The organism is Pseudomonas sp. FP2300 (genome assembly GCF_030687595.1).
GTDB lineage: Bacteria > Pseudomonadota > Gammaproteobacteria > Pseudomonadales > Pseudomonadaceae > Aquipseudomonas > Aquipseudomonas bijieensis.
On sequence record NZ_CP117440.1, the window covers coordinates 2,669,338 to 2,685,853 of the forward strand.

The 16,516-nt window shown below is 60.2% G+C and carries 16 protein-coding genes and 1 pseudogene; 8 read left to right on the top strand and 9 right to left on the bottom strand.

Annotated elements, in window-relative coordinates; translation table 11 throughout:
- The first annotated feature begins 6 nt into the window (after positions 1–6).
- Together PSH86_RS11970 and PSH86_RS11975 are read left to right on the top strand one after the other, a co-directional pair.
- A complete protein-coding gene (locus PSH86_RS11970) occupies positions 7–705 on the top strand; it encodes a hypothetical protein (RefSeq protein WP_109755275.1) in 699 nt (232 codons plus the stop codon).
- A complete protein-coding gene (locus tag PSH86_RS11975; protein ID WP_370873777.1) occupies positions 705–1,349 on the top strand; it encodes a hypothetical protein in 645 nt (214 codons plus the stop codon). Before PSH86_RS11970 ends, PSH86_RS11975 begins: the two co-directional genes overlap by 1 nt.
- Positions 1,350–1,367: 18 nt before the next feature.
- On the opposite strand, the gene PSH86_RS11980 is transcribed toward PSH86_RS11975, so the two are convergent.
- Positions 1,368–1,814: a helix-turn-helix domain-containing protein gene (locus tag PSH86_RS11980; protein WP_305489952.1), complete on the bottom strand. Its 447-nt coding sequence runs from the start codon at positions 1,812–1,814 to the stop codon at positions 1,368–1,370.
- Positions 1,815–1,867: 53 nt separating this feature from the next.
- Here PSH86_RS11980 and PSH86_RS11985 point away from each other — a divergent pair.
- Positions 1,868–2,008 (top strand): annotated as a pseudogene (locus PSH86_RS11985) (efflux transporter periplasmic adaptor subunit); the annotation flags it as partial.
- Positions 2,009–2,161: 153 nt separating this feature from the next.
- Here PSH86_RS11985 and PSH86_RS11990 read toward each other — a convergent pair.
- The 8 genes from PSH86_RS11990 to PSH86_RS12025 form a co-directional block, all read right to left on the bottom strand.
- Positions 2,162–2,896 (bottom strand): UTRA domain-containing protein, encoded by a 735-nt coding sequence (locus PSH86_RS11990; RefSeq protein WP_109755274.1) that lies wholly within the window; start codon positions 2,894–2,896, stop codon positions 2,162–2,164.
- A 69-nt stretch (positions 2,897–2,965) separates the two neighbouring features.
- Positions 2,966–3,592 carry a nicotinamide riboside transporter PnuC gene (gene pnuC, locus PSH86_RS11995; protein WP_212802260.1) on the bottom strand — a complete coding sequence of 209 codons (627 nt, stop codon included), beginning with the start codon at positions 3,590–3,592 and terminating at the stop codon, positions 2,966–2,968.
- 35 nt (positions 3,593–3,627) lie between these two features.
- The gene (locus PSH86_RS12000; RefSeq protein WP_305489956.1) at positions 3,628–5,817 is read right to left on the bottom strand and encodes a TonB-dependent siderophore receptor; all 2,190 of its coding nucleotides are present in this window, start codon (positions 5,815–5,817) and stop codon (positions 3,628–3,630) included.
- Positions 5,818–5,937: 120 nt separating this feature from the next.
- Positions 5,938–6,822 (bottom strand): sulfurtransferase, encoded by an 885-nt coding sequence (locus PSH86_RS12005; RefSeq protein ID WP_109755271.1) that lies wholly within the window; start codon positions 6,820–6,822, stop codon positions 5,938–5,940.
- Complete coding sequence (locus PSH86_RS12010) at positions 6,819–7,982, bottom strand: phosphotransferase enzyme family protein (RefSeq protein ID WP_305489958.1); 1,164 nt, start codon at positions 7,980–7,982, stop codon at positions 6,819–6,821. Before PSH86_RS12010 ends, PSH86_RS12005 begins: the two co-directional genes overlap by 4 nt.
- Complete coding sequence (locus tag PSH86_RS12015; protein ID WP_176688157.1) at positions 7,982–8,899, bottom strand: ABC transporter substrate-binding protein; 918 nt, start codon at positions 8,897–8,899, stop codon at positions 7,982–7,984. Before PSH86_RS12015 ends, PSH86_RS12010 begins: the two co-directional genes overlap by 1 nt.
- A 332-nt stretch (positions 8,900–9,231) precedes the next feature.
- Positions 9,232–10,068 (bottom strand): CmcJ/NvfI family oxidoreductase, encoded by an 837-nt coding sequence (locus tag PSH86_RS12020; RefSeq protein WP_134923791.1) that lies wholly within the window; start codon positions 10,066–10,068, stop codon positions 9,232–9,234.
- A 29-nt stretch (positions 10,069–10,097) separates the two neighbouring features.
- The gene (locus PSH86_RS12025) at positions 10,098–10,832 is read right to left on the bottom strand and encodes an SDR family NAD(P)-dependent oxidoreductase (protein ID WP_134923792.1); all 735 of its coding nucleotides are present in this window, start codon (positions 10,830–10,832) and stop codon (positions 10,098–10,100) included.
- Between the two features lie 450 nt (positions 10,833–11,282).
- Between PSH86_RS12025 and PSH86_RS12030 the strand changes: the two genes are divergently transcribed.
- From PSH86_RS12030 to PSH86_RS12050, 5 genes are read left to right on the top strand one after another with little or no spacing between them, the layout of a single operon-like run.
- Entirely contained in the window at positions 11,283–12,224 is a 942-nt protein-coding gene (locus tag PSH86_RS12030; protein ID WP_163854254.1) for an aliphatic sulfonate ABC transporter substrate-binding protein, read from the top strand.
- Between the two features lie 12 nt (positions 12,225–12,236).
- Positions 12,237–13,562 (top strand): LLM class flavin-dependent oxidoreductase, encoded by a 1,326-nt coding sequence (locus PSH86_RS12035; protein WP_305489962.1) that lies wholly within the window; start codon positions 12,237–12,239, stop codon positions 13,560–13,562.
- A gap of 29 nt (positions 13,563–13,591) precedes the next feature.
- Positions 13,592–14,665 (top strand): ABC transporter substrate-binding protein, encoded by a 1,074-nt coding sequence (locus PSH86_RS12040; RefSeq protein ID WP_163854250.1) that lies wholly within the window; start codon positions 13,592–13,594, stop codon positions 14,663–14,665.
- Complete coding sequence (locus tag PSH86_RS12045; RefSeq protein ID WP_116832039.1) at positions 14,652–15,650, top strand: ABC transporter permease; 999 nt, start codon at positions 14,652–14,654, stop codon at positions 15,648–15,650. Before PSH86_RS12040 ends, PSH86_RS12045 begins: the two co-directional genes overlap by 14 nt.
- Entirely contained in the window at positions 15,644–16,432 is a 789-nt protein-coding gene (locus tag PSH86_RS12050) for an ABC transporter ATP-binding protein (protein WP_305489965.1), read from the top strand. Before PSH86_RS12045 ends, PSH86_RS12050 begins: the two co-directional genes overlap by 7 nt.
- Positions 16,433–16,516: the final 84 nt, after the last annotated feature.

A 16,516-nucleotide genomic window follows, 5' to 3' on the forward strand; every position in this document is an offset into this window, starting at 1 on the left:
GCACCAATGCCTGTTACGCACCGCCTTGATTTACCTGCAATTGAACGCGCACTGCGTGAAGTTCAGGGCCGCTTCGTAGAGCTGAGCCGGTACTTCACCGAGCCACGCGACCCCTTGACTGACGAAGTGCTGCAGAATGTGCTTGAAGGTTATGCATTGGTTGACGACTATGTTGCCCGCGGCGTCGACCTGTTCGATCTTCAGCAACTGAACCTGATGCTGGAGATCAATGCCACGGTGCTGTGTGGCCGAGATCCGGCGCGCCGTTTGGAATACGCCCAGCACCTGGCAGCCACCGAGGCGCATTTCTTCAACAATGTTGAGGGAGGCATCAAGGACTTGTACAACTGGTATTGCGCGTATCGCAGCGAATCCGTCTGGAAGCGTGCGGCCGGCGTCTATGTACGCATTCTCAGCAAGCCGCAGCTGTTCATCGAAGGTAACAACCGCAGTGGCTCGCTCATCGTCAGCTATTTGCTCATGCGTGCGGGTTTGCCTCCTTTCGTGTTGACGCTGGAAAACGCAAAGGGCTACTTCAATCCGTCCTCAGTCATACGCAACTCCGCCAAACACGGCGTCAAGGCGTTGTACGAATTGCCCAAGATCAAGAAAAAATACGCAGCTTTTTTAGAAGAACAGGCGCCCGATCCCATGAAGTTTTTTCTCAAGGACAAGTCCTTGCCCATTTATCAAGGTGGCCATTGATGAGCGGGTATCCAGCGTTCGCCAGGTGCAAAACCTTCGGCAGCCGGGTAGGGCGGGCCATCCGCCGCGTTATGCCGACGCGGTTGTTCAAGCGGCAACGCATACGAATTTCATTCGATATCGATGACACGCTCGCCTGCCAACTTCACCATTGTGCCGTCGAGCAGAGCAGGCTGCCGGCCTGCGTTCATCGTTGGTTGGGTGAGCCTTTGCGCATGGGCACACGCCCCCTGATCCGAGAGCTGCGCCGCCAGGGCTGCAGTATCTGGGTCTACACGTCGTCCGGGCGCACGCCGTCCTATATCCGGCGTTGGCTATTGCTGTACGGCATCCGCGTCGACGGCGTGGTCAACAGCGTGCTGCACAACCGTGCCCTGACGGTGCATGGGATGTTGAATGCGCCTTCGAAATATCCGCCGGCGTTCGATATCGATTTGCATGTCGATGATTCCGAGGGCGTGCAGATTGAAGGCAAGGATCATGGGTTTCGCGTTGTCGTGGTGCATCCGGAGGATGACCGCTGGACGCAGAAAGTCCTGGAGGCGGTCGCCATTGTCCAGGCGCAGCTCGCCTGGCAGCAAATGTTCAGACAGAAAGAGTCGGTGCAACAACGGGCAGACGCTTTCCTCGAGCCTCTCAGTTAAGGTGGTACGACTCCGCTACTAGTTGCAGTGCAGTTGCTCAACCGTGCGGGCGTGTTCCCTAGTGCCTTTTTTGAACATTGTGATAAAGGCGTTGACCGAGCTATAGCCCAGCTCGGCCGCAGCGTTCTGCACCTTCGCACCACTGGCCAGTTCTCGCAGCGCAACGACAAGGTGCAACTGCTGCCGCCAGCGTCCAAACGTGAGGCCCGTCTCACGAATCATCAATCGCGACAGCGACCTCTCGCTCATCGCCACGCGTTTCGCCCATTCGGCTGACGTACTGCGGTCGGAAGGCTCGAGCGTCAGTGCATTTGCTATCGCACGAATTTTAGGATTGCCGGAGATGGGTAGGTTGAAGCGCTCACGCGGCATTTCGACCAGTTCGTCGAGGATCACTCGTGCAAGCTTGGCGGCATGGCCAACCGAAGGATAATCGGCAGGCTCACGAGCCAACCGGTTAACCATTTCCCGGATCATTGGGGAGATGGACAGCGTGCAGCACTCCTCGGGTAGCTTTGGCGGCGACATTTACCTGGGGGCGTCTTGCGCAACGGATTCCGGTTCGTATCCACATCGATAGGGTGCCACCAGGCGTTGAGCTGGCGGCAGGTATGACAGCGAGTGTCGAGATCATCCCCCCCGAATACCTGGCTCGCTAGGCATTCCCTGTCAGGCGCTGACGCTGCGAAAGTCCCTCACCGTGTTCACTACATCGAAGTGGACCTTCGTAGGTTGCACCACAGGAACGCGCGTGCCGCGATCAATCAAGGCGATCCCGCGCGCATTCCTGGCCGTGCGGCTTGCCTGTTGAGTCAAGTCTTCCCTGGATAACGGGTCTCCATCACGATCGACAGTGCGTCGGGGCGCCAGAATTCCTGGTCGAACTCCACGGCCTGGTCCTCTTCGCCGAAGTTCAGGCGTTCCAGGTAGACGCTGGTCGAGCCTGGGGAAAGTTGCAGCAGTTCTGCCTGATCCTCGTTGACGGTGCCAATGTGCATCTCCAGCTCGCAGCGTGATTGCACCCGCGAAAAGCGCTCGCGCAGGACCCGAGTCAGGGAGGTGTTCAAATCAGCGTCGAGCAAGCCCGGACACCAGCTCGCCAGCAGTGCGTTGAACTCCAGCAGCACCGGGCGCCGATCAATCCAGCGTCGACGTTGGAGGAAAAATACCGGCTCATCTTCCGAACTCAGGCTCATGCGTCTGGCCAGCCAGGCGCCGGCAGGGCGCAGTTCGGCCTGCAGACATTCGGTTCGCGGTGTACGGCCTTGGGCACTGACATAGTCCATGAAGCCGCTGATTCGCGTGGGGTCGTATCGTATTCGCCGCGGGCTGACGAACCAGCCGCGACGGTTTTCCCGGTACACCAAACCTTCGGCTTCCAGCTGTTGCAGCGCCTGGCGCAAGGTCACCCGGGTACAACCGAAGCGTTCGATCATTTCCCGCTCGGAGGGAAATTTTTCATCGGCCTGGGGCGTACCTGTGGCGATGTCGTAGGCGATCTGCTCGCGAATCCGCTGGTAGTGTGGTGAAAGAGGATCGAAAGGCATTCGGTAGTGCGTCCGTTGGCGGATCGATGAGGGAGGGCGTCCGTGGACGCCATCGATAAGCTGCTTACACTAACGAATCGGCTCGCCAGCCGTCGAGTTGTCTGCGAGCACACTGTCACCGGCATCCGGTTGCAGCCCCTGGCGCGCCAGATCCCGTTGCCAGGTCCGCAGACCATACACCGCCAGCAGCACAAAGCCTGCGTACAGCGCGGCCGTCAGGCGCAAGTCCTTGAACAGGAACAGGCCGACATACAGGCAGTCGAGGACGATCCACAGCCACCAACTGACCACGTACTTGCGTGCCGCCCAGACACTCGCCACCAGGCTGAAGGCGGTCAGCAGCGCGTCGAGCCAGGGCACTGCGGCGTCGGTGAAGCCGTACATCAGGGCGCCGAGCAACACGGCACCGAGAGCGCCGAAAAGCAGGCCGAGCAATCCCTCACGCAAGGGCAGCCTGGCCACCCGGACCTTGCCATGGGTCAGGCCGCCCTGGCTCCAGCGCCACCAGCCGTAGCCTTGCAGCAGGGCGAAGATGCCCTGCAACAGCGTGTCGGAGTAGAGCTTGGCCTGATAGAAAATCCAGGCATACAGCAACACCGCCAGCACACTGACAGGCCAGCACCAGCGGATGCGTCGGGCGGTCAGCCAGACGCCGAGGATGTTGAGCACGACGGCGATGATTTCAAGATCGGACATAACGTGTTCCTCAACTGAAGCGATAAGGGGAGCTATCAGAAGTTGATCGAGGCACTCAAGCGGGCGGTCAGTGGTGCGCCCTGGAACAGGTAGCCATCGCCCATGTATTCACCGGCGTCACGCCAGTAGCGTTTGTCGAACAGGTTGTCGACGGTCAGTCGGAACACGGTGTCGTAACCGTCGATACGGGTGCTGTAGCGGCTGCCAACGTTGAAGATGGCGTAGGCGCCAGTCTCGACCTCGCCCTGGCGATTGGCGTATTTGCTGCCGCTGTATTGCACACCGCCGAGCAGGGCAAGCCCCTCGACCCAGGGCAGGGCGTAGTCACCGTAGAGACTGGCGCGCAGTGTCGGCACGTTGATCGCTTGGTGACCTTCATAGGCCGGTGTGCCGCTGTCGCTGACCCGTGCACGGATCGCCGCGACACTGGCCGAAATCTGCAGGCGCTGACTGGCCCAGCCATTGGCCGAGAGTTCCAGTCCGGTGTTTTTCTGTTCACCCTGCTGGGTGAAGGTGAACGTGCCGTCGTCATTCGGCCGGGAGTACTCGTATGCCTGGCGGATCTGGTACAGCGCTGCGGTCAGGCTGATACGTTGCCAGTCATACTTGATGCCCGCCTCGATCTGCCGGGATACGGTGGGCGCGAGGATTTCATAGGCGTTGGTGGTGAACCACGCCGCTTCGCCGCCCAGTGACAGGCCCTTGCTGTAGCGGGTATACAGCGACAGGTTCTGCACCGGCTTGTAGATCAGTGCAGCCTGGGGCAGGAACACGTAGCGTTGAGTGTGTCGGGTGGTATCGCCCTGGCTGTCGAATGTCTCCTCATCCAGACGCACTTCGCGCCCGCCGAGCACGGTCTGCCATTGTTCGTTGAAGCTGATCCGGTCATTGAAGAACAGCCCGTACTGGCGGCTGTCCAGGCGTCGATAAGAGTCGTTGAGCGGACCGTCGTAGCGTGCGAAATCTGCCGGCTCGCTATCGATATTGGCGCTGCCGATCATCACGTTGATGGCGTCGCGTTTATCCACCACGCGACGAAACGCGCTGGTGCCTACGCTCAGTTCGTGACCAAGGCCACCGGCGTCGAAGGCGCCATTGAGGACAGCCTGTACCTCGTCATTGCGGCGGGTATCGTCAGGGCTGCGGAAGTCGTAAATGTCGTAGTCGCCTTCCGGGCTGAAGTAGTTGGGCACAGCCGCGCCGGCGCAACTGGCGGAGCCGTAGCAGCCCCAGGCGAACGAGCTGTAGTCATCGATCACCACACGGCTGCGCGCTGCACTGATGTTGCCTTTCCAAGTGTCGCTGAAACGATATTCGAAGCTGCCGTTGAGGTTCAGTGCATCGGTGGTAACGGGCTTCGAGCCGCTCTGGTGTGCCAGCAGTTTTTTCGGTGAGGCATGGTGTGGCAGGCTGGAGCCGCCGAGCAATTGATATCCCGGTGCCGAGCGTTGTTCCTTGGTCTGGTACTCGGCATCCAGTTGCAGCAGGGCATCGGGGCTGATGTTCCAGTCGAAGGCCAGGGAGGCGAAGTCGCGCTGACCATTGGTATGTTCGACGTAGGAATGCAGGTCTTCATGAGCCACGTTGGCACGCAGCCCGAACTGCTGTTCGCTGCCGAAGAATCCTCCCACGTCTGTCGCCAGGTAGCCGCTGCCGCGATCGTCAGTGGCCACCGTGACCGAACGCACATCGGTCGGCCGTTTGGTCACGTAATTGACCAGTCCACCAGGCTCGGTGACGCCGCTCTGCAAGCCGGAAAGCCCCTTGAGTACTTCAACCTGTTGCTTGTTTTCCAGCCCGACGTTTTGCTCGCCGGTGATGGTGCGGCCGTTGATCTTGTAGCTGCTGGCGGAGTTCAGGGAGAAGCCACGTACGACGAAGTTTTCGTAGTAGCCAACCGGCGCGTAGCTTTCACCCACCGAGGCATCGTTCTTCAGAACTTCACTGAGCAGGCGAGCCTGCTGGTCGTTGATCAAGGTCTCGTTGATCACCGAAATCGACGCCGGTGTATCCAGCAATGGCGTGGCATCGAAACCGCCAACTGAAGCGCTTTTGACCTGATAGCCAGAGGTGTCCTCGCCCGTTACGGTCACCGCCGGAAGTTCGGTGTCGGCGGCCTGCGCGGTATGCACCGTGTTGGCCAGCAGCAGGCTCAGGGTCAGAAGATTGAGCGTGAATCGTGGGGCGGATACTCCCTCGCGGGACGTCCGGTAAAGCATATCCATGAATACTCCTCGACGATTGCGATCCCGGGACCGGCGAACACCGGGCACAGGTGCCCAGGCGCGCTCCAGGAACGAGCCGTGCTGTTAATACAGGAAAAAGCAATGTGTGCCCTGGGGGCGTCAGGCCGGAGTTGCTCCGGTGGTCATTGGCAAGTTTGAATCCGCGGCCCACTCTTGAAGCGAGCCATCATACAAGAGGACGTTGTCACGTCCGACCAGTGTCATCGCCAGGGCCACTGCGGCAGCTGAAATACCGCCGCCGCAATAGAGCACCAGAGGGGCTGGCGTCTTGAGCAGCTCGTCACCCAGTTGGTCTTTCAGTTGCGTGCTCGGCAGGTATTTGCCCTGTGGGTCCAGCAGGTTACGGGCCGGCAGATTGAGGCTACCGGGAATATGCCCGCGTCGGGCGTAGCGGCTTGGGGCGGTACCGCTGAACAAGGCTGAGGACAAGGCGCAGACCAGTACCCCGGGACGCTCGCCGGCCAGCACTGCCTGCACGCCTTGACGGTCAATCCAGAACCCCGGGCTTTGCTGCAACCGCAGTTCGGCCATTGGCACGGGTGATTCATTGCCCTGGCGCTGAGGCAAGCCGGCAGCACGCCAGGCATTGAAACCGCCGTCCAGCACCTGAGCCGCAATGCCCACGCTGCGTAGCATCCACCACAGACGCGCGGCCCAGAAGCCGTCGGTGCGGTCATAAATCACGATGTGGCTATTGGCTCCGACGCCCAGTCTGGCCAATGCGCTGGCGAAGTGATCGGCGCAGGGCAGGGCAAAACTGAATGAGGCCTGAGGCTGGGCCAGTTCTTCGAGCAGGTCCGCGTGTAGCGCACCGGGTATATGGGCCTGGAGCCAACCGTCGCGACCGCTGGCGACGCGATAATCCTGATCGAAACGCGGCGTCGGCAATTCGACGCTGGCGTCGAGAATTCGCAGATCGGGATCGGCCATGTACCCGACTAGCGTTTCGGGGCTGATCAGGATGGGGGCTGCGGTGGCGGTCATGATCCAGAACTCCTGGTTAAGGCAAGGCGCCGTAAATGATCGAGCAGAGACTGGCCCGGTTCAGTGGAAAACCAGCGCGTGTGGCCTAACAAGTAGGCGTGGTACGCCACGTCGGCACTGGCGGTGGAACCCACCACACCCTGGAAATAGGCAATTTCGGACAGGGCGAAATCCACATGGACTAGTGGCAACAAGGCCGCCAGCGTCAGTAGATCGGCCGAGGACAAGGGTTTTTCGCTGGCATAGCCATCCAGCACGGCGTCAATGTCGTCCAACGCGGCCTGGGCACTGCCGCCATCGTCCAGCTCCAGCCAGGGAATGCCATTGCGCTCGATGGCTGTGGCCAGGTCGAAGAGGGCGAATGTGCGGTCCGACAGGCCGAAGTCCAGCACGCAACTCACCGCTGCGTCGACGGCACTTGAGCTCCATAGCAGATTGGAGCCGTGCCAGTCGTTGTGGGTCCATAACCCGGGCTGCTGGCCAAGCAACGGTTGCAACTGGCGATGCCAGGGCAGTAGCAGCGGCAGCAATTCGCCGCGCCAGTCGTGCTGACTCATGTAGTCGGTGAGTACGGGGTCCAGGTGTATGGCCTTTTGCAGACTGGCACGCAGATCCTGGCAGGTGCAGAGTTTGAAGTTAGCCAGAAGCACCGGGGTTTGGCGGGGTGCGGCCTGATAGTCCTTGGCGGCGAGGTGCAATCGGGCCAGGGACGCGCCGGCGGACCAGGCGTGTTGCTGACTGAAAAACGGTGTCCAGGACAACGACTCGCGATACAGATCCTGACCTTCCGCCAGCCCATGCACTTCATACGTCCATTCGCCCTGGGCGACCGCCGTTTCGCCGTTGCGGTCGGCCAATACCTGACTCACCGGTACACCACGCTGACGCAAATGCGCCATGAACCGATGCTCCTCGCTCAGCCAAGCGGGGGTGCGAATTCGCTGATGGTGGCGTTTGATGAACACCGTTGCGGCGCGAGTCTGTACCAGGCTGGCCGCCGAAAATGGTCGGGGGCTATGCCAATTGAGGCTGAGTAGCGGCCCGAGTTGCGGGTAGCCGAGCAACAGTTGTTCGACATCGCGGGTATCCAGTGGCGGCCAGTCCGCAGCCACCGGCTCGTGGCTCAAACCGTGCACCATCAAGGCTTCGACGGTGGCCATCAGACCGTCTCCGGCAAGTAGGCGTTACTGGTTGCCTGGCGCCATGCTTCGGCATCGTCAAGCACGCCGTTGTCTTGCAGCCAGTGAGCGTAAGGTTTGAGCAATTCATCCCGTTGCCGGCCCCAGGCGCCCTCGTGCAACCAGGTCGGGGCGATCTTCTGCAGTGATTCCGCCAGCAGCTCACGGGGAAAATAGGGGGTGACAGTCTCATAGGCTTGCAGGGCGCTGGCGGGATCGGCAGCAGTGGCCAGGTAACCTCGGGCGGTGGCTGCCAGGAAGGCGCGAGTCAGTTCGGGTTGCGTTTCCAGCGTCCGCTCATGGGCGCCCAGCAGGTAGCTGTGATAAGCCGGTGCTCCGAGCTCATCGACCGGCCAGACTACGCGCCGTTCAGCTTCGACCGGGCTGGACATTAGCGCTTCCCATGCCCAGTAGCCGCCAAAACTTGCATCGGCGACACCGGCAGCCAGTTGTTCGGGGCGCAGTTCGCGGGTACCACTATTTACCAGGATTAGCGCATCGGGATCACCACCATCGACCCGCACCAAATGCCGGACCATGGCCAGGCCGCGAGGGGTGGGATTGAGTGCCAGACGCCGTCCCACCAGGTCCCGTGGCCGCTGGATACCCGAATCGGTGAGGGTCTGGATTGACTCCAGGCCACGGTGGTTGATCGCTGCCACTCCCCGCAACGGTTGCCCCAGACTGCGGCGTACGAGCAGTCGGTTGCTGGGGAACACGCCGAAGTGCACAGCCCCGGACAGTAAATGATCCAGAGTGTCGCCGCGCCAAGGGTCATGCACCACCAGCTCGACATCCAGCCCAGCCTCCTGGTACCAGCCGCGTTCGCGAGCCAGATACAAACCTGCCGAATTAGGCCAGGGATGAAAGTACTCCAGCATTACCCTTACAGAAATCATCGCTATCGACTCCAGCCTGACGTCGCGTATGGACGCAAGGCACTGTGTTTGATTGCGGCGATTTATAGCGAGGCAATCTGGTATATACCAATATCCTTTATTGCTATGGATATGCCTGGAATGTTCAACGCGGGAGCAAAGCCACGCAGATCCTGGCTTCGCCAGGGTTCGTAGGTTTTGCGGGTGTGATCATGTCGCTGGGGGCGGCTCAGTGCGCGAATATACGGCTAGGTGATCGGGCGAGTGGCGGCCGCAACCCGGATCAACAGATCAGGACTGAGAGCGGGCGCCAGTGAAGGCGCACCGAAGGGGAGAAGAACTACGGTCGTGAACTAGTGGGCAAAGAACACCAATGCACGCAATTCGATACTGCGCCTTGGAGGGGCATCACGTGGCGTAGAAGGATCATCGAAAGCGGTGTGTGCACCCGCTCGTGCCACACCATCGGTGCGCGAATCGAAGATCTTGAGCAGCAGCGCTTCTTCAGGTCGTAGGCGGGGGTAGTAATACCAGCGATGATTCGGGTTTGCGCGCACGGAAAAAGTTTCCCCGACTTTGTCGCGATACACCAGGTCGCTGGGCAGGAAGTCGGCAGGATCGATGGTGCTGGCATCGCACAGCGCTAACGGTGTGGTAAAGACCGGTCCCCCGATGGGACGCCACAAATTGATGATTGCAAAGCGTTTGAGCAAACGTTGCTCGGCTTCTTCCGGGGGCAAGTGATCGCGCACACGGCGCACGGCGGAACGCTCAGTCTGGTCGTTATGAACATAACGCACCGGTTCGCGCATTCCTGCAGCCTCTCTGCCAGGCTGATCAACACGAATGGTGTGGTCAAAGATCACGGTTTTGATGGCGCCCGTTTGCTCGCGAATCAGTGCGTCAGCCTCGGGGTAATAGAGCAGGCGAACTTGCGTTTCGTCTTCCAGATCAGGCACCGCACTTGGACGCTCGATTCGCTCAAAGCCTTGCACATCGAGGGTGGCGGGAGTGTCGAGCAGGCGTGCGTTATGAATATTGACCCGAGTCGGCTGCAGGACACCCGTGCGTTGTGGTTGGCCGTCGGGCTGCGCGAATGCGTAATTGACCGGACGTATGCCATTGTCCAGCAGATAGTTGAGCTCGCCGATTACGGATACAGGTGCAATGTCTTGCTGATGGGTTCCCATAAGAACTCCTTGGCTCGAGGCGAGCCGCTTTAAAATGATTCCTTGAACGGCCGCAAATCCAATTCCTGCGTCCATGCGCTGCGCGGTTGTGTATGCAGGTACCAGTAAGCTTCGGCGATATCCTCAAGCTGTAATGCGCCCTCAGCGCCTAGCTGCTCAAGACGCTGCGGAGCATGGCTGCGTAAGCGTTCGCCATTGATGCCGCCATCTATCACCACGTGCGCGACGTGAACATTTTGCGGGCCGAACTCACGAGCGAAAGACTGACTCAACGAGCGCAGTCCGGCCTTCGCCGCTGCAAACGCCGCGAACGGTGGCTTGCCCCTCAAGGAGGCCGTGGCCCCCGTGAACAGCAATGTGCCGCCACCGTTTTCAAGCAACGCGCGGGTGGCTTCTCTGGCGAACAAAAAACCACCCAGCGTCGAAGCTCGCCAAGTTTGTTCGAACAGGTCGGCGCTGAGCTCAAGGCTGGGGGATGACACCGAGTTACCCACATTGAAGATCGCGACCTTCAGTTGACCAAGCCCCCTGACAGCTTTAATCGCGGCCAGGATGTCGGCTTCATTGCCTGCGTCTGCCGGCAACGCCACCGCATCGCCATCCTGTGCCTGGATGCTCTCGACGACGGCCTTGAGCTTATCGGGGCTGCGACCGCTCACGGCGACCTTATATCCACCTTTGGCGAATCGTCGTGCCAGCGCCGCGCCTAATCCTTCGACAGCACCGACCCCGTTTACCCAGGCAACTTCTGCGGTTAATGACATGGTGGCGTCCTTCAAGGGCAAGAAGGAACTTACTGTAACGTCCTATTTAAATCGCAGATTAGAATTTTGGACGCTAACGATAGATCGGATTAGTGACTGTGATGGCCACGTAAGTGCTCAGCCTTCACCGCTAGCGACCCATCACCGCGCTCAACTAGTTCATGAACGTCATATTCATGAATAACTCGAACCTGCTCTCGCGTCGCGTCGATGCTCGGGATCATCTTGAACACGGAGTTTTACCTTGTGCTGATCGGCCCCACTTGCCCACGTCAGGACCAAACGCTTAAACAGGAATAACCTTAGCGTTATATGATTCTTTCATAATCTTTCATCATTAATATAATCGTTGGTGCTTTCAGCCTCGACCTTCGAGTCTTGCTGGACGCAACACTGCTGACTCGGTTTTTTCCCTCAGCCACGCCGCCCCACCCCCTATAAAGGCCTTTCATGACGTTTAAAAAACTCATCATCGCCGCCAGCCTGTTGTTCGCCGCCGCCGGGGCACATGCCCAGCAAGCCATTGATATCAGCTACCAGCGTTCATCGACCTTATGGATATTGCTCAAGCAAAACGGCCAACTGGAAGAGCGGCTGAAGCCCTTGGGCTTCACTGTCAACTGGCATGAATTCAGCACCGGCCTGCTCAGTTCCCTGAACGCCGGCAGTGTCGATTTGCATGCCGACGTCGCCGACGCCTTTGCGCTGTTCACCCAGGCTGCCGATGCGCCATTGACCTACTACGCCCGAGAAAACCCATCGCCCGGCGCCCAGGCCATCATCGTTGCGGACAACTCACCCATCCACAGCGTTGCCGATCTGAAAGGCAAGACCGTCGCGGTTTCCAAAGGTTCGGGCAGCAACTTCCTATTGATTTCGGCGTTGAAAAAAGCCGGTTTGACGCTCGCCGATATCACCCCGCGTTACCTGGAAGCACCGGATGGCGGGGCGGCATTCGCCAACGGCAGTGTCGATGCCTGGGTTATCTGGGACCCGTTCCTGGCGACCCAACAACTGGATCATCACGTGCGCGTGCTGGCTGACGGCAAGGACGGCGTGGCCGACTACAACCGCTTCTACCTGGCGACGACAAAGTTCGCCAACGCGCACCCGGACGTGTTGCAGGTTACCTTCGATACCCTGCGCGAGACGGGACAGTGGGTCAAAGCGCACCCACAAGAGGCCGCGAAGATACTCGGCCCGCTGTGGGGCAACATTCCTTCCGCCACTGTGGAACTGGCCAATACCCGCCGCAGCTATGACATCGTCCCGGTCAAGGTTGATGAACTGGCCGAGCAGCAACGTATCGCTGACACCTATTACGCGGCGAAGCTGACGCCCAAGCCGTTGAAGGTTTCCGATATCGCAGTCTGGACGCCGAAGGCGAAGTAGGGGGGCGTTGGCATGAGTCGTCAAATTCACCTGTCAGCGTTCTTGCTGACGGGGCCTGTCGTTCACAGTCACGCCGTCTGGCGTCACCCTGAAACCGTCGGCAATTACCTCGATCCCGAATATTACGCGCGCGTCGCAAAAGTCGTGGAGGAGGGGTTGTTTGATTTTCTGTTCTTCGCCGATCGCCTCGCAGTGGGTGATCAAATGGGCGGCTCCCGGGATCTGGCATTGCGTTATGGCGCTCAGGATGCGACACGCCTGGACCCACTTCCGATCCTGTCTTACCTGATCGGGCAAACGAGCAAGCTCGGCCTGGGTGCAACCCGCTCCACGACCTATTACGAACCCGCGCACATCGCCCGGGAGTTCGCCACTCTGGATCACCTGTCCAAGGGCCGCGCGGCGTGGAACATCGTCACCTCGATGAACGACAGCGAAGGTCGGCTGTTCGGCAAGGACAAGCATCTGGAGCACGACCTGCGTTACGACCGTGCCGACGAGTTCGTCGAAGTGGCGTTGAAGCTATGGCGCAGTTGGGAACCTGGCGCGCTCAAGCTCGATCGCGAAAGCGGGGAGCTGGCCGATCCATCGAAGATCCAGTCGGTGCAGCACCGTGGCGAGTGGTTCAAGGTCGAAGGCCCCCTGAATATTCCGCGCACGCCCCAAGGAAGACCGGTGCTGATCCAGGCCGGTTCGTCCGGTCGCGGTCGGCGTTTCGGGGCGCGTTGGGCGGAAGCGATCTTTACCATTCATCCGCACCTGAGCGCCATGCGCGCCTTCCGCGACGACGTACGTGCGCAGGTCGTGCAACAAGGGCGCGAGGCTGACAGCTGCAAAGTGCTGACAGCGGTCATGCCGTTCATTGGCGGCACGGAAGCCGAAGCAAGGACCAAACGCGATCGACACAACGCACTGGCACGTCCCGAATTGGGGCTGGTCACGCTGGCCTCACAGCTCAATGTCGACCTGTCACCGTTTCCGTTATCCGCGACGCTGGCGCAGATAGCCCAATCGCCGCTGATCCATCCGGCGGCGGCCGAAAAACTACTGATGCAGGGTGCCGAGACCACGCTGGAGCAACTGGGGCGGATCTTCGCCAGCAGCGTTCGCGTTCCGCAACTGGTGGGCACCGGCGCGCAAATCACCGACCAACTGGCCGAGTTGTTCCAGGGCGAAGGTTGCGACGGCTTCGTGATCTCGCCGGGTTACCTGCCGGGATCGTTCAGCGAATTCGTCGAAAGCGTGATTCCCCATCTGCAACGCAAAGGCTTGTTCCGTCGCGCTTATGAAGGCTCGACCTTGCGTGAGCACCTGGGGCTCGGCGAGCTGAAGAACTGAACTTTTCTACCAACCAAAGGGATATTTGAATGGCTGTTTTCGAACGTTTGACCCGTCGTCACCTGCTGGGGCTGGCCAGTGTTGCCCTGGCGAGTCCGTTGTTGATGTCGCTGCCGCGTTTTAGCCGGGCGGCGGATGAGCACGCCGGCCATGTTATCGATAGCTCCAGCGAGCCCGCCGGCACGGGCGAATTCATTCGCCTGGATGCCCCGCGCGCGCTGAAACTGGCGGTCAACCTCAATGCGGTTTGTCTGGCGCCAGTGGTCATCGCCCACGGTCAGGGTTTCTTCAAGAAGCACAACCTCGATGTCGAACTGGTCAACTTTGGCAACTCCACCGAAGTGCTGCTTGAAGCCATCGCCACCGGCAAGGCCGATGCTGGAGTCGGCATGGCATTGCGCTGGCTCAAGGCGCTGGAGCAGGGCTTCGACGTCAAACTCACCGCCGGCACTCACGGCGGTTGCCTGCGTTTGCTCAGCGCAGTAAACGGCAACGTGCATAAGCTTGAAGACCTCAAGGGCAAAACCATAGGCGTCACCGACATGGCCAGCCCGGACCGTAACTTCTTCTCGATCCTGCTGAAAAAGCACGGCATCGATCCGGTGCGGGATGTGGAATGGCGACTGTACCCGGCCGACCTGCTGGGCACAGCGCTGGAGCGTGGTGAAGTACAGGCAGTCAGCGGCAGTGATCCGTTCATGTACCGCCTGATCAAGACCGGCAAAGCCCAGGAGCTGTCCACCAATCTGGTCGAGGAGTACGCCAACCTCAGCTGCTGCGTCGTCGGCGTCACCGGCAAACTGGTGCGTGAGGACAAACGCGTGGTCGCAGCCCTGACCCAGGCGATTCTCGAGGCCCACGACTATTCGGTGAAAAATCCCGGGGCCGTGGCCAAGGGTTTCCAGGCCTATGCGCTCAATACCTCCACCGAAGAAGTCGAGGCGATCCTGCACGACCATACCCACGGCCACCATGCCGTTGGCCCGTTGCTGACTAAGGAGATCACCACTTACGTCACCGACCTGAAAACCGTGGAGGTGATCAGTCAGGGGACCGACGCCGGAGCGTTCGCCAAGGAGATCACCGCCGATGTCTTCAGCTGATGTTTCGACGTTGGCCGCATCCGCCAGGCCGTGGGTATTCAAGCTTTGGCGCCAAGGTGCGGTCGCGGTGACGGCATGGGTGGCGGTTGCGTTGTTGATCAGCTATTGGCCCAACGCCACGCGCCTTTGGCCGATGACCCAAGGCCTGGCGAATCTATGCCTGGCCGTGGCGACATTGATCGGGTTGCTGGGCATCGTCGGTCACTGGTCGGCGAAGCTCGCCGCGCGCCTACGGGCAGCAGGCGCCTGGTTGATCGCACTGCCCATTCTGCTGGGCATCTGGGAACTGCTCACCGCCAAGCTGGGCCTGCTGCCGGTGCCATTCTTTGCACCGCCGCAAGCGTTGCTCGCGGTGTACGTCGATGACTGGCCACGCCTGGCCGACAGCTTGCTGCATTCGGCACTGTTGCTTGGAAGTGGAGTGGCGCTGGGGGCCGCGACCGGTTTTGTGGCCGGAGTTGCGATCGGTTGGTCGAGCAGTATCGGCTACTGGTTGCACCCGGTCCTGCGCATTCTCGGGCCGGTGCCTTCGACGGCGCTGTTGCCACTGTGCTTCTTTCTGTTTCCCACCAGTTGGAGTGCCAGTGTCTTTCTCATTGCTCTGGCAACCTGGTTTCCGGTGACGGTGTTGACGTGGTCCGGTGTGGCCAGTGTCGACAAAGCCTATTACGACGTGGCCCGGACGTTGGGCGCGAAGCAGGGCTTTCTGATTTTCAAAGTGGCGATCCCGGCCGCTTTGCCCCACGTGTTTGTCGGTTTGTTCATGGGGTTGGGCGCCTCGTTCTCGACCCTGGTGGTCGCGGAAATGATGGGAGTCAAATCTGGCATCGGCTGGTACTTGCAATGGGCCCAGGGTTGGGCGGCCTACGCCAATATGTACGCGGCATTGTTGATCATGGCACTGGCCTGCTCGGGGTTGATCTCGGCGCTGTTTCTGATCCGTGACCGGTTGTTGGCCTGGCAAAAAGGAGCGATGAAATGGTAGCGCTGGCACGCGCAGCAACGGCCTCGGCAGGGTTGGCCCTGCGCATTGACAACCTGAGCCACGGTTTTGCCCTGGACGGTCAGCACTTGCCGGTACTGGATCGGGTTTCCCTCGATGTGGCGCCCAGCGAGTTCGTCGCGCTGCTCGGGCCTTCAGGGTGCGGCAAGTCCACATTGTTGCGCCTGGTGGCGGGGCTGGAGCCTGCCAATTCGGGCGCTTTGCTGGCTGATGGCCTGCCGATTACGGGGCCGGACCCGAGCCGTGTCGTGGTGTTCCAGGACCCGACGCTGTACCCGTGGCGGCGCGTGTGGGACAACGTCGCCCTTGGCCTTGAGGCCCAGGGCCTGCTCAAAACCTATTCCGCCAAGGTCGATGAGGCACTGGAAAAAGTCGGCCTCAGCCCGTTCTCCCGAGCGTATCCACGGCAGCTGTCAGGAGGGATGGCCCAGCGTGTTGCGTTGGCTCGGGCGTTGGTCAACGAACCGCGGCTACTGATTCTCGACGAGCCATTAGGCAAGCTGGATTCGCTGACCCGCATTGCCATGCAGAAAGAGTTGATCGATTTGTGGCAACGTCAGGGTTACACCGCGCTGCTGGTGACCCATGATGTTGAAGAGGCTTTGCTGCTGGCCAATCGAGTGATCGTATTCAGTGACCGACCGGCAGCGATTAAAGCGCAATTGACCATCGAACGGCCTTATCCGCGTCATCGCGACGATCCTTATCTGGTGGATCTGAGACGCCAGATCATGGGGTTGCTGGGGCTGGGTGAGAGCTGGTAATTATTGGTTGAGTGCCCGAGCACTCTTTGCAGGACAACAGAGCACAATGTGGGAGCGGGCTTGCTCGCGAAGAGGGACTGGCAT

Coding starts and splice junctions, on each gene's coding strand:
- PSH86_RS11970 (WP_109755275.1), top strand. CDS start 7: ATGCCTGTTACGCACCGCCTTGATTTACCTGCAATTGAACGCGCACTG.
- PSH86_RS11975 (WP_370873777.1), top strand. CDS start 705: ATGAGCGGGTATCCAGCGTTCGCCAGGTGCAAAACCTTCGGCAGCCGG.
- PSH86_RS11980 (WP_305489952.1), bottom strand. CDS start 1,814: ATGGTTAACCGGTTGGCTCGTGAGCCTGCCGATTATCCTTCGGTTGGC.
- PSH86_RS11990 (WP_109755274.1), bottom strand. CDS start 2,896: ATGCCTTTCGATCCTCTTTCACCACACTACCAGCGGATTCGCGAGCAG.
- pnuC (WP_212802260.1), bottom strand. CDS start 3,592: ATGTCCGATCTTGAAATCATCGCCGTCGTGCTCAACATCCTCGGCGTC.
- PSH86_RS12000 (WP_305489956.1), bottom strand. CDS start 5,817: ATGGATATGCTTTACCGGACGTCCCGCGAGGGAGTATCCGCCCCACGA.
- PSH86_RS12005 (WP_109755271.1), bottom strand. CDS start 6,822: ATGACCGCCACCGCAGCCCCCATCCTGATCAGCCCCGAAACGCTAGTC.
- PSH86_RS12010 (WP_305489958.1), bottom strand. CDS start 7,982: ATGGCCACCGTCGAAGCCTTGATGGTGCACGGTTTGAGCCACGAGCCG.
- PSH86_RS12015 (WP_176688157.1), bottom strand. CDS start 8,899: ATGATTTCTGTAAGGGTAATGCTGGAGTACTTTCATCCCTGGCCTAAT.
- PSH86_RS12020 (WP_134923791.1), bottom strand. CDS start 10,068: ATGGGAACCCATCAGCAAGACATTGCACCTGTATCCGTAATCGGCGAG.
- PSH86_RS12025 (WP_134923792.1), bottom strand. CDS start 10,832: ATGTCATTAACCGCAGAAGTTGCCTGGGTAAACGGGGTCGGTGCTGTC.
- PSH86_RS12030 (WP_163854254.1), top strand. CDS start 11,283: ATGACGTTTAAAAAACTCATCATCGCCGCCAGCCTGTTGTTCGCCGCC.
- PSH86_RS12035 (WP_305489962.1), top strand. CDS start 12,237: ATGAGTCGTCAAATTCACCTGTCAGCGTTCTTGCTGACGGGGCCTGTC.
- PSH86_RS12040 (WP_163854250.1), top strand. CDS start 13,592: ATGGCTGTTTTCGAACGTTTGACCCGTCGTCACCTGCTGGGGCTGGCC.
- PSH86_RS12045 (WP_116832039.1), top strand. CDS start 14,652: ATGTCTTCAGCTGATGTTTCGACGTTGGCCGCATCCGCCAGGCCGTGG.
- PSH86_RS12050 (WP_305489965.1), top strand. CDS start 15,644: ATGGTAGCGCTGGCACGCGCAGCAACGGCCTCGGCAGGGTTGGCCCTG.